Genomic DNA, 17,970 nt, shown 5'->3' with positions numbered 1-17,970 from the left:
GAAACGGGATCGATACCGACGATGAGCTTTTTCCGCCGTACCCTGACCACCTTTGCCGCCGCCGCGCTGATCGCCGGCGCCGCCTTCGCGCAGCAGACGCCGCCGAAGCCTTCGCCGGTGCCGCGCCCGACCGTGCCGGAGGCACCGGTGCCGCCGCCGCCGGACGTGGACGGCAAGGCCTGGGTGTTGATGGATTACGCCACCGGGCAGGTACTGGCCAGCAAGAATCCGGACGAGCGCGTCGAACCGGCCTCGATCACCAAGATCATGACCGACTACGTGGTCTCGGCTGAGCTTGCCAACGGCAAGATCAAGATGACCGATCCGGTCACCATCAGCGAGCACGCCTGGCGCGGCGGTGGCGCAGGCACCGATGGTTCGACCAGCTTCCTCAAGCTCAACAGCCAGGTTCCGCTCAAGGACCTGCTGTACGGCATGATCATCCAGTCGGGCAACGATGCGGCGATCGCGCTGGCCGAGCACACCGCCGGTTCCGAGGAAGCCTTCGCCAACCTGATGAATGCCTACGCCAAGCAGTTGGGCATGACCGGTTCGCACTTCGAGAACGCCTCGGGCTATCCGATCGAGAACCACTACACCACGGCGCGGGACATCGCGCTCCTGTCGCGCGCGCTGATCCACGATTTCCCGGAGGACTACGCGATTTCGGCGGTCAAGCAGTTCGTGTGGAACGGCATCAAGCAGGGCAACCGCAACACCCTGCTATGGCGCGATCCCAGCGTGGACGGCATCAAGACCGGCCACACTGCCGCGGCCGGTTACTGCCTGGCCGCCTCGGCCAAGCAGGGCGATTCGCGCATGATCGCCATCGTCATGGGTGCGAGCTCGGAGAAGGCGCGCGCCGATTCGGCCATGGCGCTGCTCAACTACGGTTTCCGCTTCTACGAAACCCACAAGTTGTACGACGCCAACAAGCCGCTGGCCACGCCCAAGCTTTGGAAGGGCGAGGCAGGCACGCTGCCGCTGGGCATCAGTCAGCCGATGGATGTGACCGTCAAGCGCGGCCAGTACGACCAGCTCAAGGCCATCATGGACATCCCCGCGACCCTGGTCGCCCCGTTCAAGAAGGGCCAGCAGGTGGGTACCCTGCGCGTCACGCTGGACGGCAAGCCGTTGCAGTCGGCACCGCTGGTGGCGCTCGACGACGCCCCGCAGGGCGGCTTCTTCAAGCGCCTGTGGGATTCCATCCTGCTGTGGTTCCACGGCGACAAGAAGGACGACGCTGCGGCCACGGCCCCCGCTGCGGACAAAAAGTAATGCACGAAATCGATTTCAGCCAGGCGAAGAAGGAAGGCAAGGGCTTCCGGTTCCCCGGTGAGTTCGAGATCACCGCGCTGGGCGACGCCAGCGCGGACCTGCCCAGGCGCGTGCCGCGGATCCTCGAGGGCGAGGGCCTGCACGTACTGCACGAGACGGTCAGCCAGCGCCCCTCGCGCGAGGGGAAGTTCATCTCGGTGACCGTGAGCTTCCGCTGCGATACCCGCGAGCAGTACGACGGTGCGCACACGGCGCTGCGCGCCGATCCGGCCATCCGCTACACGCTATAGGCTCCTGCGCCCTCTCCCTCCGGGAGAGGGCTGGGATGAGGGCCGGCTTTGCCTAAAGCGCCGTGAAAGGTTTTCCCGCGAGCCCCGGCCCTGACTCATACCCTCTCTCCAGAGGGAGGCGGCTTCAAAAGCGCCGGCTTGCATTTCGCCCGGTCCGCCTCATCTGCTCCCCATTTCCCCGGTAGCGCCCATGCCCCCCGACTCCCGCCCGCTCCTCATCCGCCGCCTCGGCCGCCAGCCCTACGAGCGCACCTGGAAGGCGATGAGCGCCTTCACCGACGCGCGCGGACCGGACACGCCCGACGAACTGTGGCTGCTCGAGCACGACCCGGTGTTCACCCTGGGCCAGGCCGGAAAGATGGAGCACGTGCTGGCGCCGGGCGACATCCCGTTGATCCCCGTCGACCGTGGCGGCCAGGTGACCTACCACGGACCCGGCCAGATCGTCGGCTACCCGCTGATCGACCTGCGCCGCACCGGTGTGGGCGTGCGCGAGCTGGTCAACCGCATCGAACAGGCGCTGATCGATACGCTGGCGCACTGGTCGATCGAGGCCGCGCGGGTGGAAGGCGCCCCGGGCGTCTATGTGTCTGGCGCCAAGGTGGCTGCCCTGGGCCTGCGCGTACGGCGGGGGTGCAGCTTCCACGGTCTGGCCTTCAACGTGGCCATGGACCTGGAGCCGTTCGGACGGATCAACCCTTGTGGCTACAAGGGTTTGGCCGTCACGCAAGTGCTAGACTTGGGCGGCCCGTCGCAGTTGGCGCAGGTCGAAGACGTGCTGGTGGGGCAATTCTGCCGCCAGTTCGGCTTCCACGCGGTGCCGGCCGCCCCCGTCCTCCCCGAACTCCCCGCGCGCGCCGCGGTCTAGGCAGTCGCAGATGAGCGAAATTTCCTCCAGGGTCATCCCGATCAGCGTGGTCGACGCGCCCGAAAAGCAGCTGGGCAACGACAAGATCGCCCGCAACCGCGCCGCGTTCGACGCGAGCGTGCCGACCTTGCGCAAGCCTTCGTGGATCCGCGTGCGGCTGCCACAAGGCAATGCCGTGCAGGAACTGAAGGCGCGCCTGCGCGAGAACGCGCTGGTGACGGTGTGCGAGGAGGCCTCGTGCCCCAACATCCACGAGTGCTTCTCCAAGGGCACCGCCACGTTCATGATCCTTGGCGAGGTGTGCACGCGCCGCTGCTCGTTCTGCGATGTCGCCCACGGCCGCCCGCAGCCGCCCGATCCGCTGGAGCCGGCGCGCCTGGCGCAGACGATCGCCGACATGCGCCTGAAGTACGTGGTGATCACCTCGGTCGACCGTGACGACCTGCGCGACGGCGGTGCCGAGCATTTCGCTTCCTGCATCCGCGCCACGCGCCACGCCAGCCCCAACATCAAGATCGAGATCCTGACCCCCGACTTCCGCGGCAAGGGCCGCATGGAGCGGGCGCTGGAAGTACTCAAGGACTTCCCGCCGGACGTGTTCAACCACAACCTCGAAACCGTTCCGCACCTGTACCGCGAAGTGCGCCCGGGCGCCGACTACCAGTGGTCGCTGGACCTGCTCAAGCGCTTCAAGGCGCAGCACCCGGACGTGCCGACCAAGTCCGGCATCATGCTGGGCCTGGGCGAGACCTTCGAGCAGGTCATCGAGACGCTGCGCGATCTACGCGCCCATGACGTGGACATGATCACCATCGGCCAGTACCTGCAGCCCACGCCGCACCATCACCCGGTCGTGCGCTACTGGACTCCCGACGAATTCGACGCGCTGCGCGAGGCGGGCGAAGCGATGGGCTTCCATCATGTCGCTTCCGGCCCACTGGTGCGTTCCTCCTACCATGCCGACCTGCAGGCCCATGCAGCCGGCGTCACCGAACTCGCCTGAGATTCCCATGACCCTGCGCCCCACGCTCGCCCTGCTGCTTGCCCTGGTCCTGCCGGCCGCCCACGCCCAAGCGCAGGCGCCCGCCGTGCAGGGCGAGGAAGGCCACAAGGCTTCCACGCTGCCGTTGAAGTCCACCGACACCCAGGCCGACGCCGCGCAGTTGTCCGCGCGCTTCCTCACGCGATTCCACTACGACGCCAAGCCGCTCGACGACGTCATGTCGGCCAAGATCTACAAGGCCTACTTCGACATGCTCGACGGCGAGAAGGTGTTCTTCACCCAGGCCGACATGGCCCGCTTCGAACCGCTGAAGACCAAGTTCGACGACGCCATCTGGAACAAGGATCTCTCCGGCCCGTTCAGCGTGTTCAACCTGTACGTCCGGCGCGCCGTCGATCGCATGAACTTCGCGCGCGGCCTCCTCAAGCAGGGTTTCGACCTGACCAAGGAAGAGAACTACACCTACGATCGCGAGCACGCCACGTGGCCGGCCGACCAGACCGCGCTGGACGACCTGTGGCGCAAGCGCACCAAGAACGACTGGCTGCGCCTGAAGCTTGCCGGCAAGAGCGACGACGACATCCGCAAGACGCTGGACAAGCGCTACGCCGGCTACATCGACCGCGTGAAGCAGCTTGACGGCGAGGATGCGTTCCAGACCTTCATGAACGCCTACGCCGAGACCACCGATCCGCACACCGATTACCTCGGCCCGCGCGCGGCGGAAAACTTCGATATCGCCATGAAGCTGTCGCTCGAAGGCATCGGCGCGGTGCTGCAGGCGCGCGACGAATACACGCAGATCCGCGAGGTCGTCCCCGGTGGCCCGGCGGACAAGTCCGGCAAGATCGAAGTGGGTGATCGCATCGTGGCGATCGGACAGGGCACCGACGGCCCGATGGTCGATGTGATCGGTTGGCGCCTGGACGACGTGGTCGACAAGATCCGCGGCAAGAAGGACACCACCGTGCGGCTGGAGATCCTGCCCGCCGATGCCGGCCCCGACGGCAAGCACGAGCTGGTCACGATGGTGCGCAAGAAGGTCAGCATCGAGGAACAGGCGGCCAAGAAGAAGATCATCGAGGTCAAGGATGGCGACGCCACCCGCAAGATCGGCGTGATCGACCTGCCCACCTTCTACTCCGACTTCGGCGCGCGCCGCGAAGGCGACAAGGACTACAAGAGCGCCACCCGCGACGTCGCCAAGCTGCTCGGCGAGCTCAAGGCCGCTGGCGTACAGGGCGTGGTGGTCGACCTTCGCAACAACGGCGGCGGCTCGCTGGCCGAGGCCAACGAGCTGACCGGCCTGTTCATCGACCAGGGCCCCGTCGTGCAGGTGCGCGATGCGCGCGGCCAGGTCGAAGTGCAGGGCGACGACGAATCGGGCCTGACCTGGAGTGGTCCGATGGCGGTGCTGGTCAACCGCGGCTCGGCCTCGGCCTCGGAGATCTTCTCCGCCGCGATCCAGGACTACGGCCGCGGCCTGATCGTCGGCGAGCCGACCTTCGGCAAGGGCACCGTGCAGAACCTGGTGGACCTGGACCGCTTCGCCCAGGGCGACAGCGAGAAGCCGCAGTACGGCGAACTGAAGATGACCATCGCCGAGTTCTTCCGCATCAACGGCGGCTCGACGCAGCTCAAGGGCGTCACGCCCGACATCCTGTTCCCGAAGAACGGCGACGAGAAGGACTTCGGCGAGTCCACCTACGACAACGCGCTGCCGTGGACGCAGATCCAGAAAGCGCCGTACAGCCAGGTCGCGGATCTCTCCGCCTACCTGCCGCAGCTGAAGTCCAAGCACGATGCGCGCGTGGTCAAGTCGCCGGCCTGGCAGCTGATGCTGGACGAGCTGGCGCAATACAAGAAGATGCGCGACCAGACCACGGTGTCGCTGAACCTCGCCGAGCGCCAGGCCGAGCGCAAGCGTCAGGACGCGATCCAGGCCGACTTCCGCGCGCGGCACAAGGCGATCGATGGTACCGACGGCAGCCTGGCCGGCGAGGAATCGCCGCTGGACGATGGCCTCAACGCCAACGAGCGCAGCCTCAAGGCCGAGCTCAAGCAGGAGAAGGAAGCCAAGAACGCCAAGGATCCGGAGCTGCAGGAAACCGCGCACATCCTGTTCGACGCGATCGGCCTGATCAAGGGCAACCCCAAGCTGGCCGCGGAAGTGTTGCCCTACGGCGGCAAGTTCTCCACCGCGGCAGTGATGGCGCCGGAGAAACCGGCGACAGAGCCACGCTGAAGTGACGAAAAAAAGCCCGGCCTGGCCGGGCTTTTTTTTGTCGTTCGGGAATCCATTCCGCGAGGCTGGGTATCTTCGGCCTCGCCCGAACCCTCACCCGCCTGTCGGCACACGGAGAGGATTCGAGCGAAAGCGCGAGTACGAGTTCCGCCGTCCTTTTCGCTCGGACCGAACCATCCCGTCCTCGCCGTCATCCATTCCCGGAAGGAACGGAATCGGAAGCTGCGCACCACCAAAAGCCTTTCACCCTGGGCGTAGCGCAGTGAAGTCGAAGGGCTACCCGACTGTCCACCGACAACGCGGCCTCAGTCCTTCTTCCCCGTCTTCTCCCGAGCCTTCTTCTCCGCTGCCTGCGCCTTCTCCCACGCCTGGAACGCCTCCACGTGGGGCATCTCGCGCAGCACCTTCGAACGCGGGTCGACGATCATCAAGCTCCCTTCCGGCACGCGCAGTTCGCCTGTGCCGTCGGCCATCGCCAACGTGCGCACGGTATCGCCCACCTGCACTTCCAGTGGCATCGGGAACGGCTCGCCGTGGCCGGTCACCCAGCGGAACTGCAGGTTGTCGCCATGCCGGGTCGTCTCGAGCTTCGGCAGTGCCGCGTCATACAGGTACACGTCGAAAAACCATTTGAGGTTCTTGCCGGTCACCTGGTCGACGATGCCGAGGTAATCCTTCGTCGTGGCATAGCGCGGCTTGAAGTTGCCCGGCTTCGGATCCGGCCTTCCGTAGACCAGCCGGCGCACGCTCTCGAAGAACGCGTCGTCGCCGATCAGCCCGCGCAGCGTATGCATCACCAGCGAGCCCTTGTAATAGATGTCCAGGCCCGGCCCGGTCTTGCCGTCGTAGACCTGCTCTTCGGTCTTCGGCTGGCCGGACACGATCGGCACCTTGTTCGACAGCTTCATCCGCTCGTCGTGAAGCATCGCGAAGTACGGCATGTCGCCGTTGAGGTACTGCCCGTAGAGCGGCTGCATGTAGGTGCCGAAACCCTCGTGCAGCCACATGTCGTCCCAGTTGCGGTTGGTCACCTGGTTGCCGAACCACTCGTGCGCGAACTCGTGCTGCAGCAGCCAGTCGTAGCCGTACTCGCTCTTCGGATAGCCGTTGCCGTAGGCGTTGATGGTCTGGTGTTCCATGCCCAGGTGGGGCGTTTCGACCACACCCATCTTCTCGTCGCCGAAGGGATAGGGGCCGATTTCCTGCTCGAAGAAGTCGAGCATGCGCGGGAACTCGGCGAACAACGCCCTGGCACCGGCCTCGTGCCCGCGCAGATACCACAGTTCCATCGGGATGGTGTTGCCGTAGCGGCTCTTGTAGTCGCCCTTGAGCTCTTCGAACGGTCCCACGTTGATCGTGATCGCGTACGTGTCGGGCTGCTTGATCCGCCAGTGCCAGGTGCGCGTGGCGCCGTTGTCCTTGATGTCCACCAGCACGCCGTTGCCCGGCGCGGCCAGCGCCTTGGGCACGGTCACCCAGGTGTCCACCAGGTCCGGCTCGCCGGTGGGCTGATCGATGCACGGCCAGAACAGGTCGCAGCCCTCGCCTTCGACCGCGCTGGCGACCCACGGCTGGCCGTCCTGCGTATGGCTCCACACGAACCCGCCATCCCACGGCGCGCGCTTGGCCACGTGCGGCTGACCGCCGTAGGCGATGGTGGTGCTTACGCTGCCGCCCTTGGCCAGGGCTTGGGGCAACTGGATGCGCAGGCGGCCGTCCGGATTGCTCCAGGCGCTCCCGGCGAGCGGCTTGCCGTCGACGGCGATGCTGCGGATCGGCAGGTTCCTGTCCAGGTCCAGCAGCAGGACGTCGGTCGGCTCGCGCGCGGTAAAGCGCAACATGGCCTCGCCATCGAGGTGGCGCTTGGCCGGATCGATGGTGAAATGCAGTTCCGCGTGGTCGAAATGCAGGCGGGCCTGCTCGGCCGGCATGGTGCCGCCGGAATCGAGCGTCTGGGCGGTGAGCTTGGGCTGCTCGACGGCGACCGGCTCGGACGCGTGCGCGCCGGCGGACAGGCCGAGCGCAACGCCAAGCGCCAGCAGGGACAGGCGTGGGTGCATGGGGACGACTCCTTGGGGTTCGATCAGCCAGCATGCCGCGTGCGCGGTTGCCGCGACTAGGCCAGAAGTCACGCCGGCGTCCGGTTATCGGCAGGAGTAGCCGAGGCGCTCGATCAGCGGCCGCAGCAGCGGCAGGACGGGTTCGAACCGGTCGCGGTAGCCGCGCCAGCGGTTGACCGACCCCGGGTGGACGCCCTGGGTCACCTGCGCATAGCTGGGCGTGCTGATGAAGCGCTTGTTTTTTGCGTGATCGGCGAAGCGCGCCATCGGCGAGGCATCGGCGACGTCGAGAAACGTCCCCAGCCGCGCGAGGTGGTCGTCCAGGTCGCCGACGACCGATTCATAGCGCCACTCGAGCACCCGGGGCCCGAACACCTCCACCTGCCGATACCACTGCTCGAAAGCCTGCACGTAACCGCGCGCCAGGCGCTGCAGCGACGAACACAGCACCATGAACGCCGGTGAGCGGAACGGCTGCATGCTGCAGCTCAGCAGCACATCGCAGGGATGACGAAGGCACAGGATGATGCGGGCCTCGGGAAACAGCCGCATGATCATCGGCAGGCACAGCATGTTGAGCGGATTCTTGTCCACCAGCCGATGCCGCCCCAGGTCCGGCAACACGCGCCCGACCATCCGGAAGTAGGCCGCGCGCAGCTGGTCGGCTTCGGTCCCGGTCAGGTTCGCCAGGTCGGCCGGGTAGCGCTGGCCGACCTGCTCCATGCGTTGCGTCAGCTCATGGATGAAGGCCCGCTCGTCCATCGACCGGAAATCCGGGTGGGCATCGAGCATCTGCTCCAGCAAGGTCGTGCCCGAACGAGGAAAGCCCACGACGAAGACCGGGCTCTGCCGGCTGTTCGGCGCGTGCAATGGCCTCCAGCGGGCGTGGACGGCGCGATCGACGTCGGCCATCTGCAGGGGCTGGCTGTCGGGCGCCAGCAGTTCCGGCAGCACGGTGCGCGCGATCTCCACTTGCGCTTCGTGCGCGGCCCGCAAGGCCTGCCACGCGTCGGCGTGCTGGCCCAGCCGATCGCACGCAGCGGCGAGGGCGAAGCCGGCGCTGGCGCGGGTTTCGTCGTCGTCGGCAAGCGCCAGCGCCTTCCGGTACAGCGTCGCCGCCTCGGCGTAGGCGCCGGCGCGCATCGCCAGCGCGGCGTGCGCGCGCCACACGTCCGCACGCACCTGGTGCGCGTCCATCGGCAAGGCGTCGAGTGCGCCGAACGGCAGCTGCTGGAGTTGCCGTTTCGCTTCGTCGATCTGGTTGTTGCGCTCATGCAGCAACACGCGCTGCGCCGCGATGCGCAGCCGCAACAGTTCGCCCGCGGGTCCGTCGGGCAATTGCGCCTGCGCCAGCGCGCGCAGCGCGGTCTGGAGCTCGCCCTGCGCCGACAACATCGAGGAAAGGATCAACGCCTGCTCGGCCGGTTGCGCCGGCCAGTCGATGGCGCCGGCCAACATCGCCTCCTGCCAGGTATTGTCGCCGCACACGTAACAGGCGAACGCGGCCTGCAGGCGCGCGTCGATGAAGTCCGGCGCGCGTCCCACCACGTCGAGCAGCGTCTCCCGTGCCAACAGCCAGCGTCGCTGCTGGATGTAGAGCAGGCCCAGGTTGTAGAGCACGTCGGCATCGTCCGGCGCCAGCAATCTGGCCTTCGATAGCGACTGCTCGGCGGCGGCCAGGTCGCCGCTCAGCCGGCTGGCGACGCCCAGGTTGTTCCAATAGGCCGACACGTCCGGGCGTTGCTGCGCGAGTTGGCGAAACGTGGTGGCAGCCTCGCCGTAGCGGCCGGTCGCCTGTTGCGCCAGTCCGAGCAGCAGCTGGATGCCCTCGTCGGCCCGGTCGCCCGCCGCGCTGGCGAGCGCGATCACGCGCTCCATGTCGCCGGCGTTGTAGGCATCGGCCAGGTCGGTGGCGGAGTGGGGCATGCGTCCTCGATCGCGGTCGGCCGATCCGCATTATGCAAGAGGGGCCGCGGAGTTATCCGCGACCCCTCCGGGTGCCGTCAGCAAGCTTCGCTGGCGTCGAGCGTCAGAACTTCACTGTCGCACGAGCCCAGTAGTAGCGGCCGAGTACATCGTAGGTCGCGGTGTCCACGTTGTAGTTCGAACCGTTCTGGTAAAGCCGCGGCGGCTGCTTGTCCATCAGGTTGTCCACGCCGACGTCGAAGCGGGTGTGGATCGAGGGCACCGAATAGCCCAGCTGGATGGAGTGGTAGACCACCGAGGCCACCGGGATGTCCACGCCGTGGATGGCGGCGTCGGCATTGAGCGCGGTCAGGCTGTTGATGTAGCGGGACTGCCACTGGGCACTCCAGTTGCCCTTGTCCCAGTTGAGCGTGACCGTCCCGCGCCAGCGCGAGATGTTGCCGAACTGCGGCGTGTAGGTGCCGGCGTAGTTGATCGTCTCCGAGTCCGCTTCGTCCGGCGTGGCGTTGACGTTGTAGGTCGAGGTGTAGCTGGTGTTGAGGCCGGCCCGGAAGTTGCCTGGATCCATGCTGCCCACATTGAAGTGCGGGATCTTGTAGCGCAGCGTGTAGTCGATGCCGGACGTGCTGAGGGTGCCCAGGTTGACCACCGGCGTGTTGATCAGGAACACCTGGCCCGGCTGCCGGCTGGTGTTGTCCTGGCGCGTGATGAACGAGCAGTACGGGCTGGCGCTGTTGTTGTAGCAGGAGTTGACGACGGTATCGGCCTGGATCGCCGTCAGCGTGTCGGACAGGTAGATGTGCCAGAAGTCGAGGCTGGTCGAGACACCCGGCGCCCAGTCCGGATCGTAGACCAGGCCGAAATCGATCGACTTGCCCTTCTCGGGCTTCAGCGACGCGCCCACCGTGGCGGCACCGGAATAGAACGTGTTGACCTGTGCCGGATCGTTGCCTGCCCAGTTCACCGGAACGAACTGGCAGGCCGCCTGGTGCTGCGCGAGCTCAGCCGCGGAGAGCCCGACGCAGGGGTCGTTGAGCACCGGCTGGACCAGCGTGCGGCCGTCGTACAGCTCGTTGAGGTTGGGCGCGCGGAACACCTGCGAGACCGTGCCGCGTACCAGCAGGTCGTCGGTCGGGCGCCACTCGATCGCGATCTTGCCGTTGGTGGTGGTGCCGGTGGTGCTGTAGTTGGAGCTGCGCACGCCCAGGTCCAGATACAGCGACTTGGCCCATGCCACGTCCGAGACCAGCGGGATGAGCGTCTCGGCGAACAGCTCCTTGACGTTGTAGCTGCCGCGGCCGGGCGAGCCGCAGGCTTCCTGCAGGATCTGGCAGGTGGTGGTCACCGGATCGAGCACCGCGAAGTCGCTCACGGTGTAGTTCATGAACTGCTTGCGGTACAGGGCGCCGACGGACAGCTGCACCGGGCCGGCGGGCAGGTCCCACAGCTCGCCGCTGGCGTCGACCTGGGCCTGCTTGGTGGACTGGGTGAAGACGTAGATCGGCGTCTTCACGCCGGCACTCAGCACATCGCCGGCATTCGCCTGGTCGAAGATGTTCGCGCCGGCATCCACGGCGGCCTGCAACGAGGGAATGTCGACCTCGTTGGTGTCGCGCTGGTCGCGTTTGGTATGGCTGTAGTTGATCGAGGCATCCCAGATCCAGCTGCTGGTCTGGCCGAAATTGCCGCGCAGCCCCGCGTTGATCTGCCCGGTATTGGTGGTGTAGCTGTGCACGCGCGTGCCGGCACCGGTCAGGCGGGTCTGGAAGTTGTAGCCGCTGTTCGGATCGCCGGCGATCGCGTTCTGGCTGAACGTGATGCCGAACGGATTGATCGGGTTGTCCGCGGAAATGATCAGGCCGTCGCCCGTGCCGACCGGCGAGGGCGCGTCCTGGCCGCTGGACACGGTGTGGTTGTAGAACGCGTCGACGAACGCGGTCACGTTGTCGGTGACGTTGAAGTTCGCCAGCACGAAGCCGTTGGTGCGCTTCTGCGCGGTCTGGATGTAGTTGAGCGCGGCGTAGTTGTAGGTGTCGGAGGAAAGCCGGCAGCGATAGTCCGCCTGGCTCGACCCGTCGCCCGAGGCCAGCGTCACCTGGGCGGTGCCGGTCGTCGGATCGACCGCGCAGCCGTACTGGGCAGCGACCGAGGCAGGCACCTGGATGCGGCCGGTCGGGATCGAACTGGAGCCGGCCGCCACCACCGAACCACTGGAGAGGTACAACTGCTGCTTGGAGAACTTGCGCTCGGCGCCGAGCGTCGCGTCGTACTTGTTGTAGTCGAGGCCGGCGGCAATGCTGTAGCGCTCGCCGGTCATGCCTCCGGTCAGGTTGAAGCCGTGGCGCCGCGAATCGCCATGGCTGGAGATGCCGTCGTTGAGGCTGAACTGGGCGCCCTTGAAGTCCTTGCGAAGGATGAAGTTGACGACGCCGCCGATGGCGTCGGAGCCGTACACCGTCGAGGCGCCTTCGGCCAGCACGTCGACCCGCTCGATCATCTCCGGCGGAATCAGGTTGATGTCCGGGTTGGCCATGCGCTGGCCGTTGACCAGCACCAGCGTGCGGTTGTTGCCCAGGCCGCGAAGCGAGACGCGCGACGCGCCATCGCCGGCTTCCAGCAAGGGGCTGGCCACGCCGCCGCCGTTGCTGTTGTTGGCCGGATTGGTGGCATTGCCGGAAATGCTCGGCATCTGTTGCAGCACGTCGCCCAGCACGGGCTTGCCCGAGTTGCTGATCGTTGCGCGGTCAAGCGTGATCACCGGGCTGGCTGTCTCGGCGTCTACGCGCCGGATCAGCGAGCCGGTCACCTGGACCGACTCCAGCGTTTTCGCTTCCTTCTTGGAGGGCGGCGTGGCCTGGTCTTGCGACGTCTGTTCGGTCGACTGCGGACTGTCCGGTGTCGACACTTGCGCTTGAGCCACTCCCGCTACCGAAAAAACACCCGCACTCAACGCCAGACGCACTGCCAATGACAAGTGATTCAAGTCGTATTTCATGTGCACTCCCCGGTGAAGTAAATCCCTGCTTCCCCCGCTCATTTCGAGCGCACCGAGTATGACAGCAACAACTGTTTAACAAGCAAGTGCCCATGCCCTCAGTCATGGGTGTGCAAGGCGGCTGTCATGGCCACTATCTTCCAGCCGTCTGGACGGCCGTGTGACTCATGGCGGATCAGGTTCCGCCGTGGACCGGTTGAAGTCGCCGATGGCCGCGACCAGCTCGCTCACCGCCATCCTCTCCACCTCGCTGAGGTCGGGATTCCAGCTGTCCACGATCAGCACCACGCGGGTCTGGCCACTGCGGTTCCACGCTTCGTGCTCGAAGGTGTCGTCGAAGGTGACGCAGCGGCCTTCCTCCCACACGTGGGTTTGACCACCGACGCGCAGCGCGCAGTCGGTCGGCACGATGAGCGGAAGGTGGGTGACCAGGCGCGTGTTGGTGACACCGCGGTGCGGCAGGATGTGCGTGCCCGGGCGCAACACCGAGTAGAGGGTTTCCGGCGCGTGGTCGCGAACTCGGACCAGCGGCATGGCATCGAGCAGGCCGCTGGTACGCGGGCAGCGCGCGCAATTTCCGTCATGGCGCACGCCGTGCCGATAGAAGAAGAACGCATCCCAGGATGCCTCTTGCGCGCCGGTCGAACCGAGCAATTGCGCCGCGATCGCCTCGGCCGAGGGCGCGCCCAGGAACGGCACGAGCGGATCGTCCGCATCCGACAGCACGGCGCGCAGTTCCTCGCGTATCACATCGACCGCCGCTTCCAGTCGCGCGTGCTCCGGGAAGCGCTCGCGCGGATAGAACGGCTGGCTGGGCACGCCAGGGAAATACAGGAACAAGGGACGCTGCCGCGGATCGGGCAGAAGCGCGGGCCGCTCGTGCAGATAGATGGCCAGGCACTGGTCGACGCGGCTCAGTTCCGTCCGCCCGTAGCGCTGCCGCAATGGTTCGATGACCGCGTCGAACAGTTCGCGACGGCCCGCGGCGACGTACTGCGCGGCGTGTTTCACCGCCTCGCGCACGCCCGGCGCGGTGGTCTCGTCGCTGAGCCAGCGCCCCTGCGCCTGCGCGGCGTTGATCGCGCCCTGGTAAGCGGTCACGGCCTCGTGCCGGCGCCCCTGTTGCTCGTACACCACGCCCAGACGCAGGCGCGCGACGAACATGCCGGGCGCCAGCGCGAGGCCTTCGCGCAGGCTTTTTTCCGCGCCGCGCAGATCCCCGGCCACGACCTGTGCCGCACCCAGTTGATGCAGGATTGCGGCGTCCCGGGGTTGGGCATCGTGTGCTGTGCGCAACCATTCGATCGCGCGTGCCGCGTCGCCACGGCCGAGCTGGCAAGAGGCCAGGAATTGCAGCGTCTCGACGTCGTCGCGGCGGAGTTCGAGCAGACGCGAAAACGCCTGCTCGGCACGGGCGAAGTCGCCGCGCTGCAGTGCTGCGCGTGCCTCTTCGCGGCAGGCCGCGACAGCCGCAGCATCGGGAGCGTCCATCGATGCGTTCATGCGCGCAGCGTACCGGATCATGCGACCGGTCATGCGGTCGCAGGGTGGGCTTCAGCCTGCCTTTCCCGGTCGTGCGGCACGGTGGGCCCAAACCCACCCTACTGGTGCACCGGCCGGGAGATCAGTGCGCGTAGCGGTGCTGCAGGAACGCGAACATGGCGCGCAGACCCATCGCCTCGCCGCCGCGCGGGCGGCCGGGCCGGTCGGCATCGTTCCAGGCGTAGGTGTCCAGGTGCAGCCACGGCAGACCATCGGGCACGAACCGCTCCAGGTACAGCGCCGCGGTGATGGCGCCGGCATGCCGCGAGGCTCCCGAGTTGGCGAAGTCCGCCACCGACGACTCGAGCATCTTGCGGTACGGCCGCCACAGCGGCAGCCGCCACAGCGGATCGTCCACCGCACGACCGGCCTCGAGCAAGGCATCGGCCGCCGCGTCCTGGTTGGCGAACAGCACCGGCAGGTCCGGGCCCAGCGCGACGCGCGCGGCACCGGTCAGGGTGGCGAAGTCCAGCATCAGGTCCGGCTGCTGCTCCGCGCCATAGGCGATCGCGTCGCACAGGATGAGGCGACCCTCGGCATCGGTGTTGTCCACTTCCACCGTGTGGCCGGCGCGGGTGGTGATGACTTCGCCCGGGCGCATCGCATTGCCGGCGATGGCGTTCTCCACCGCGGGCACCAGCAGCGTCAGCCGCACTGGCAGCTGCGCCTGCATCACCAGCCCGGCCAGGGCGATCGCGTGCGCCGCGCCACCCATGTCCTTCTTCATGTTGCGCATGCCATCGGACGGCTTGATGTCCAGCCCGCCGGTATCGAAGCACACGCCCTTGCCGACGATCACCAGCTTCGGATCGGACGCCTTGCCCCAACTCAACTCGACCAGCCGCGGCGCGCGATGGCTGGCGCGCCCGACGGCGTGGATGGTGGGGAAGTTGGCCTTGAGCAGTTCATCGCCGACCCAATCGCGGATCTTGGCCTTGTGCGCCTTGGCCACCTGCTTCACGGCATCGGCCAGTTGCTCCGGGCCCATGTCCTCGGTCGGCGTGTTGACCAGGTCGCGCACGCGCGCGGTGGCTTCGATGAGTGGCGCCAGCGTGGCAAGCTCCGCGGCGGGCACGGCCAACGTGGCCGGCACGCGCCCGCCCTTGCGATAGCGCTCGAAACGGTAGGCGCCCAGCGCCCAGCCCAGCGCTGCGTGGTGCGTGTCGGCAAGCGCGCCGGCCTCGGCCAGATGATAGGTGCCGGCCGGCAGCGCATACGGCAGTCCGGCCAGTGCGGCCAGCGGCTCGGACGGATCGACCGCCACCAGCACGCGGGCGAGCTTGCCGCTGGCATCGGGCAACAGGGCGAAGCGTCCTGGCCTGGGTTCGAAGCCGGTCTGTTCCAGCCAGCGGCGCTGAGTGGCGTCCAGGCGCTTCAAGGTGTTCTTGTAGCGCGCGCTGTCGATGGTCTCGATGGCGACGCCCTGGGCCTTGCCGGCCTTGCGTTCGGTCAGGGCGGACGTGGAGCGCTCCGGCATGGCTTCGTGCCTCATGGCTGCGGCGAGTCGACCATGATGCGCCGATGCGTGGGAGATGCCAAACCGCCACCAGCTACGCGCCCGATAACGCGGGCGAAGCAGATCCCTGTAGGAGCGCACTTGTGCGCAACCGCCATCTCCCCGGTCGCGCACGGGTGCTACAAGGGGCGGAACCGATGCGTGTGCCGCCTTCGCTGCTCCTACAAGGTTTGCGAACCGGAGCCGCCTGCCAGCCCCTGGCTGCGCTCCAGCCAATCCGCCAGCGCACCCATGTCGGGCAGGTCCAGGTCCGGTGGTTCGCCCAGCCCGTCCGGCCACGGCAGCCGCTCGCGGTTGATCCACGCCGTGCGCAGGCCCGCCTCGCGCGCGCCGCGCATATCCAGGTCGGCGTCGTCGCCTACGTGCAGGATGTGCTCCGGCGCCACGCCGAGCCGCTCGGCCGCCACCCGGAAAATCCGCACGTCCGGCTTGCCCACGCCGGTGTCGCGCGCGCAGACCTGGCAATGGAAATGCGCGTGGATGCCGATCCGTTCCAGGTCCGCGTTGCCGTTGGTCAGGCTCGCCACCGGCCAGCTCGCGGTGATCCGCTCGAGCGCCGGCAGGGCGTCCGTATAGAGCTCCACGCGGTTGCGTGCGGCGTAGTAGACCTCCCACAACGCCTCGATCGGCGCCTGGGCCAACCCGCAGGCTTCGAAGGCGCGCTGCATGGTCAGGTGGCGCTGCGTGGTGAAGTCGTGCGCCAGGTCCAGCCGCTCGGCGGCGACCTGCGCGCGCAGCCGGCGCATCGCGGGAATCGGCCAGCGGGTGGCGACTTCCGGATGGTGCGTGCGCAGGTAGGCGTCAAGCTCGCGGTCGGCGCACTCCAGGGCCGGCAGCACCGGCCACAGGGTGTCGTCCAGGTCCAGCGTCAGCGCGAGGATGCGCATGCGCGCACCCGCGCTCAGCGCTCGCCGAGGCGCAACACCTGGCCGGCCTTCAGCTCGTTGCCCTTCAGGTGGTTCCAGGCGCGCAGGTCGGATACGTCGACCGAGTGCGAGCGGGCGATCGAGGACAGCGTGTCGCCCTTGGTGACCTTGTAGGTGCGCGGCTTGGCGACGGTGGACTTGACCGTGGCGCTGGCGGAGACCTTGGCGAAGGCGGGGCCGCGCGCGGCGGCGGCATCGACGGTGGTCGCCTCGCCGTGCACGCCCTTCAGGCTGGCCTTTTCGGCGGCCTTGGCGCGGCGTTCCTCCAGCGCGCGCTTGGCCTCGGCGGTGCGCTCGGAGGTCGGCGCGATGGCGGCGCGCGAAGCGTACGTGGCGCCCGGCGCGGCGACCGGCGGCGCGGCGCTCGGCGTCGGCTGCACCACGGCATGCGCGCCCACCGCGGCGAGGATCTGCGCGCGGCGCGAGGCATCGGCCGCGGCCAGCGCGCTGCCGGCGGCGTAAGGCACGGTGTTGTGCCCGCGCAGGGCGGCGGTGGCCTGGCTGGAGGTAGCGAAGTCGACGAAGGCCTTGGCCTCGGCCGCGTGCGGGCTGGACGGGTTGGTCACCAGGTAGAGCGGCGAGTAGAGCTCGTAGCGGCCGCTGGCGACGGTGGCGGCGCTGGGCGCGGTGCCGTCGATGCGGATCATCTTCACCTTGCCGTTGCCGGCCACGCGCGAAAGCGTGGTCACGCCGATCGCCTTCGGATCGAGCGCCACCGCTTCCTCGAGCTTGGCCGTGTTGACGTACAGGCGCGGCGCCGCGACCGGCTGGTTGCCGCGGCCGAACAGCAGCTTGCGCAGGCTGAACTCGACGCCGTCGCCGGGGCTCGCCACCGCGTACACGTTCATCGGTGCGCTGCGGCCACCGACGTCGCTCCAGTTGGTGATCTTGCCGTAATAGATATCGTGCAACTGCTTGAGGCTGAGGTTGCTGACCGGGTTGCTCGGGTGGGTGATCATCACCAGCCCGTCCCACGCCACCGGCGTGAACACCAGCCCGGACTCCTGCGCGCTGCCGTTGCCGTCGCGCGCGCTGCCGGCGATGTCGGCGCTGCCGCTGCGCAGCGCATCCAGGCCCGAGGCGGTATTGAACGGCTGCACGTCGACCTTGCCGTGACCGCTCCGGCTCCAGGCGGAGGCCAGGTCCTGCACCAGCCCTCGCGTGGTGGCCACGTCGCCGCGCAGGGTCAGGGTGGGCCCGGCGGCGAGTGCGACCGTGGTGAGGCAGGCGCCCAGCAGGGCGGCGACGGACAGGCGAACGGAACGGACGGGCATGACTTCGGACGACCTACGGCTTCGATGAGTGGCGTGAGCGTGCCGTG

The 17,970-nt window shown here is 67.6% G+C and carries 12 protein-coding genes; 5 read left to right on the top strand and 7 right to left on the bottom strand.

Annotated features, from left to right (window positions below; genetic code table 11):
- Positions 1–21 precede the first annotated feature (21 nt).
- The 5 genes from ACFWZ1_RS15090 (at position 22) to ACFWZ1_RS15070 (ending at position 5,684) form a co-directional block, all read left to right on the top strand.
- The gene (locus tag ACFWZ1_RS15090) at positions 22–1,278 is read left to right on the top strand and encodes a D-alanyl-D-alanine carboxypeptidase family protein (protein ID WP_231321706.1); all 1,257 of its coding nucleotides are present in this window, start codon (positions 22–24) and stop codon (positions 1,276–1,278) included.
- Positions 1,278–1,568: a YbeD family protein gene (locus tag ACFWZ1_RS15085; RefSeq protein WP_439667044.1), complete on the top strand. Its 291-nt coding sequence runs from the start codon at positions 1,278–1,280 to the stop codon at positions 1,566–1,568. The genes ACFWZ1_RS15090 and ACFWZ1_RS15085 overlap by 1 nt, the downstream gene beginning before the upstream one ends.
- 190 nt (positions 1,569–1,758) lie before the next feature.
- Positions 1,759–2,436 carry a lipoyl(octanoyl) transferase LipB gene (gene lipB, locus ACFWZ1_RS15080; protein WP_425600797.1) on the top strand — a complete coding sequence of 226 codons (678 nt, stop codon included), beginning with the start codon at positions 1,759–1,761 and terminating at the stop codon, positions 2,434–2,436.
- Positions 2,437–2,446: 10 nt separating this feature from the next.
- Positions 2,447–3,439: a lipoyl synthase gene (gene lipA / locus ACFWZ1_RS15075; protein WP_231321704.1), complete on the top strand. Its 993-nt coding sequence runs from the start codon at positions 2,447–2,449 to the stop codon at positions 3,437–3,439.
- 7 nt (positions 3,440–3,446) lie between these two features.
- Positions 3,447–5,684, top strand: coding sequence for a carboxy terminal-processing peptidase (locus ACFWZ1_RS15070; RefSeq protein ID WP_231321703.1), 2,238 nt, complete (start codon positions 3,447–3,449; stop codon positions 5,682–5,684).
- 305 nt (positions 5,685–5,989) lie between these two features.
- On the opposite strand, the gene ACFWZ1_RS15065 is transcribed toward ACFWZ1_RS15070, so the two are convergent.
- The 7 genes from ACFWZ1_RS15065 to ACFWZ1_RS15035 all read right to left on the bottom strand — a co-directional run bounded on the left by ACFWZ1_RS15065 (position 5,990) and on the right by ACFWZ1_RS15035 (position 17,923).
- Positions 5,990–7,744, bottom strand: coding sequence for a M1 family metallopeptidase (locus ACFWZ1_RS15065; RefSeq protein WP_439667043.1), 1,755 nt, complete (start codon positions 7,742–7,744; stop codon positions 5,990–5,992).
- Positions 7,745–7,828: 84 nt separating this feature from the next.
- Positions 7,829–9,670: a sulfotransferase gene (locus ACFWZ1_RS15060; RefSeq protein WP_439667042.1), complete on the bottom strand. Its 1,842-nt coding sequence runs from the start codon at positions 9,668–9,670 to the stop codon at positions 7,829–7,831.
- 103 nt (positions 9,671–9,773) lie between these two features.
- The gene (locus ACFWZ1_RS15055) at positions 9,774–12,590 is read right to left on the bottom strand and encodes a TonB-dependent receptor domain-containing protein (protein ID WP_439667041.1); all 2,817 of its coding nucleotides are present in this window, start codon (positions 12,588–12,590) and stop codon (positions 9,774–9,776) included.
- Positions 12,591–12,830: 240 nt separating this feature from the next.
- Complete coding sequence (locus tag ACFWZ1_RS15050) at positions 12,831–14,156, bottom strand: aspartyl/asparaginyl beta-hydroxylase domain-containing protein (protein WP_439667040.1); 1,326 nt, start codon at positions 14,154–14,156, stop codon at positions 12,831–12,833.
- A 133-nt stretch (positions 14,157–14,289) separates the two neighbouring features.
- Positions 14,290–15,684, bottom strand: a complete 1,395-nt coding sequence (locus tag ACFWZ1_RS15045) for a leucyl aminopeptidase family protein (protein WP_439667039.1) — start codon at positions 15,682–15,684, stop codon at positions 14,290–14,292.
- A gap of 200 nt (positions 15,685–15,884) precedes the next feature.
- Positions 15,885–16,610 (bottom strand): HAD family hydrolase, encoded by a 726-nt coding sequence (locus tag ACFWZ1_RS15040; RefSeq protein WP_439667038.1) that lies wholly within the window; start codon positions 16,608–16,610, stop codon positions 15,885–15,887.
- Between the two features lie 14 nt (positions 16,611–16,624).
- Positions 16,625–17,923, bottom strand: a complete 1,299-nt coding sequence (locus ACFWZ1_RS15035; RefSeq protein ID WP_439667037.1) for a LysM peptidoglycan-binding domain-containing protein — start codon at positions 17,921–17,923, stop codon at positions 16,625–16,627.
- Positions 17,924–17,970: the final 47 nt, after the last annotated feature.

Source organism: Frateuria sp. GZRe14, assembly GCF_051900395.1.
Lineage (GTDB): Bacteria > Pseudomonadota > Gammaproteobacteria > Xanthomonadales > Rhodanobacteraceae > Frateuria_A > Frateuria_A edaphi.
Note: the sequence above shows the minus strand (reverse complement) of the source record. Positions and strands in the feature narration are given on the sequence as shown.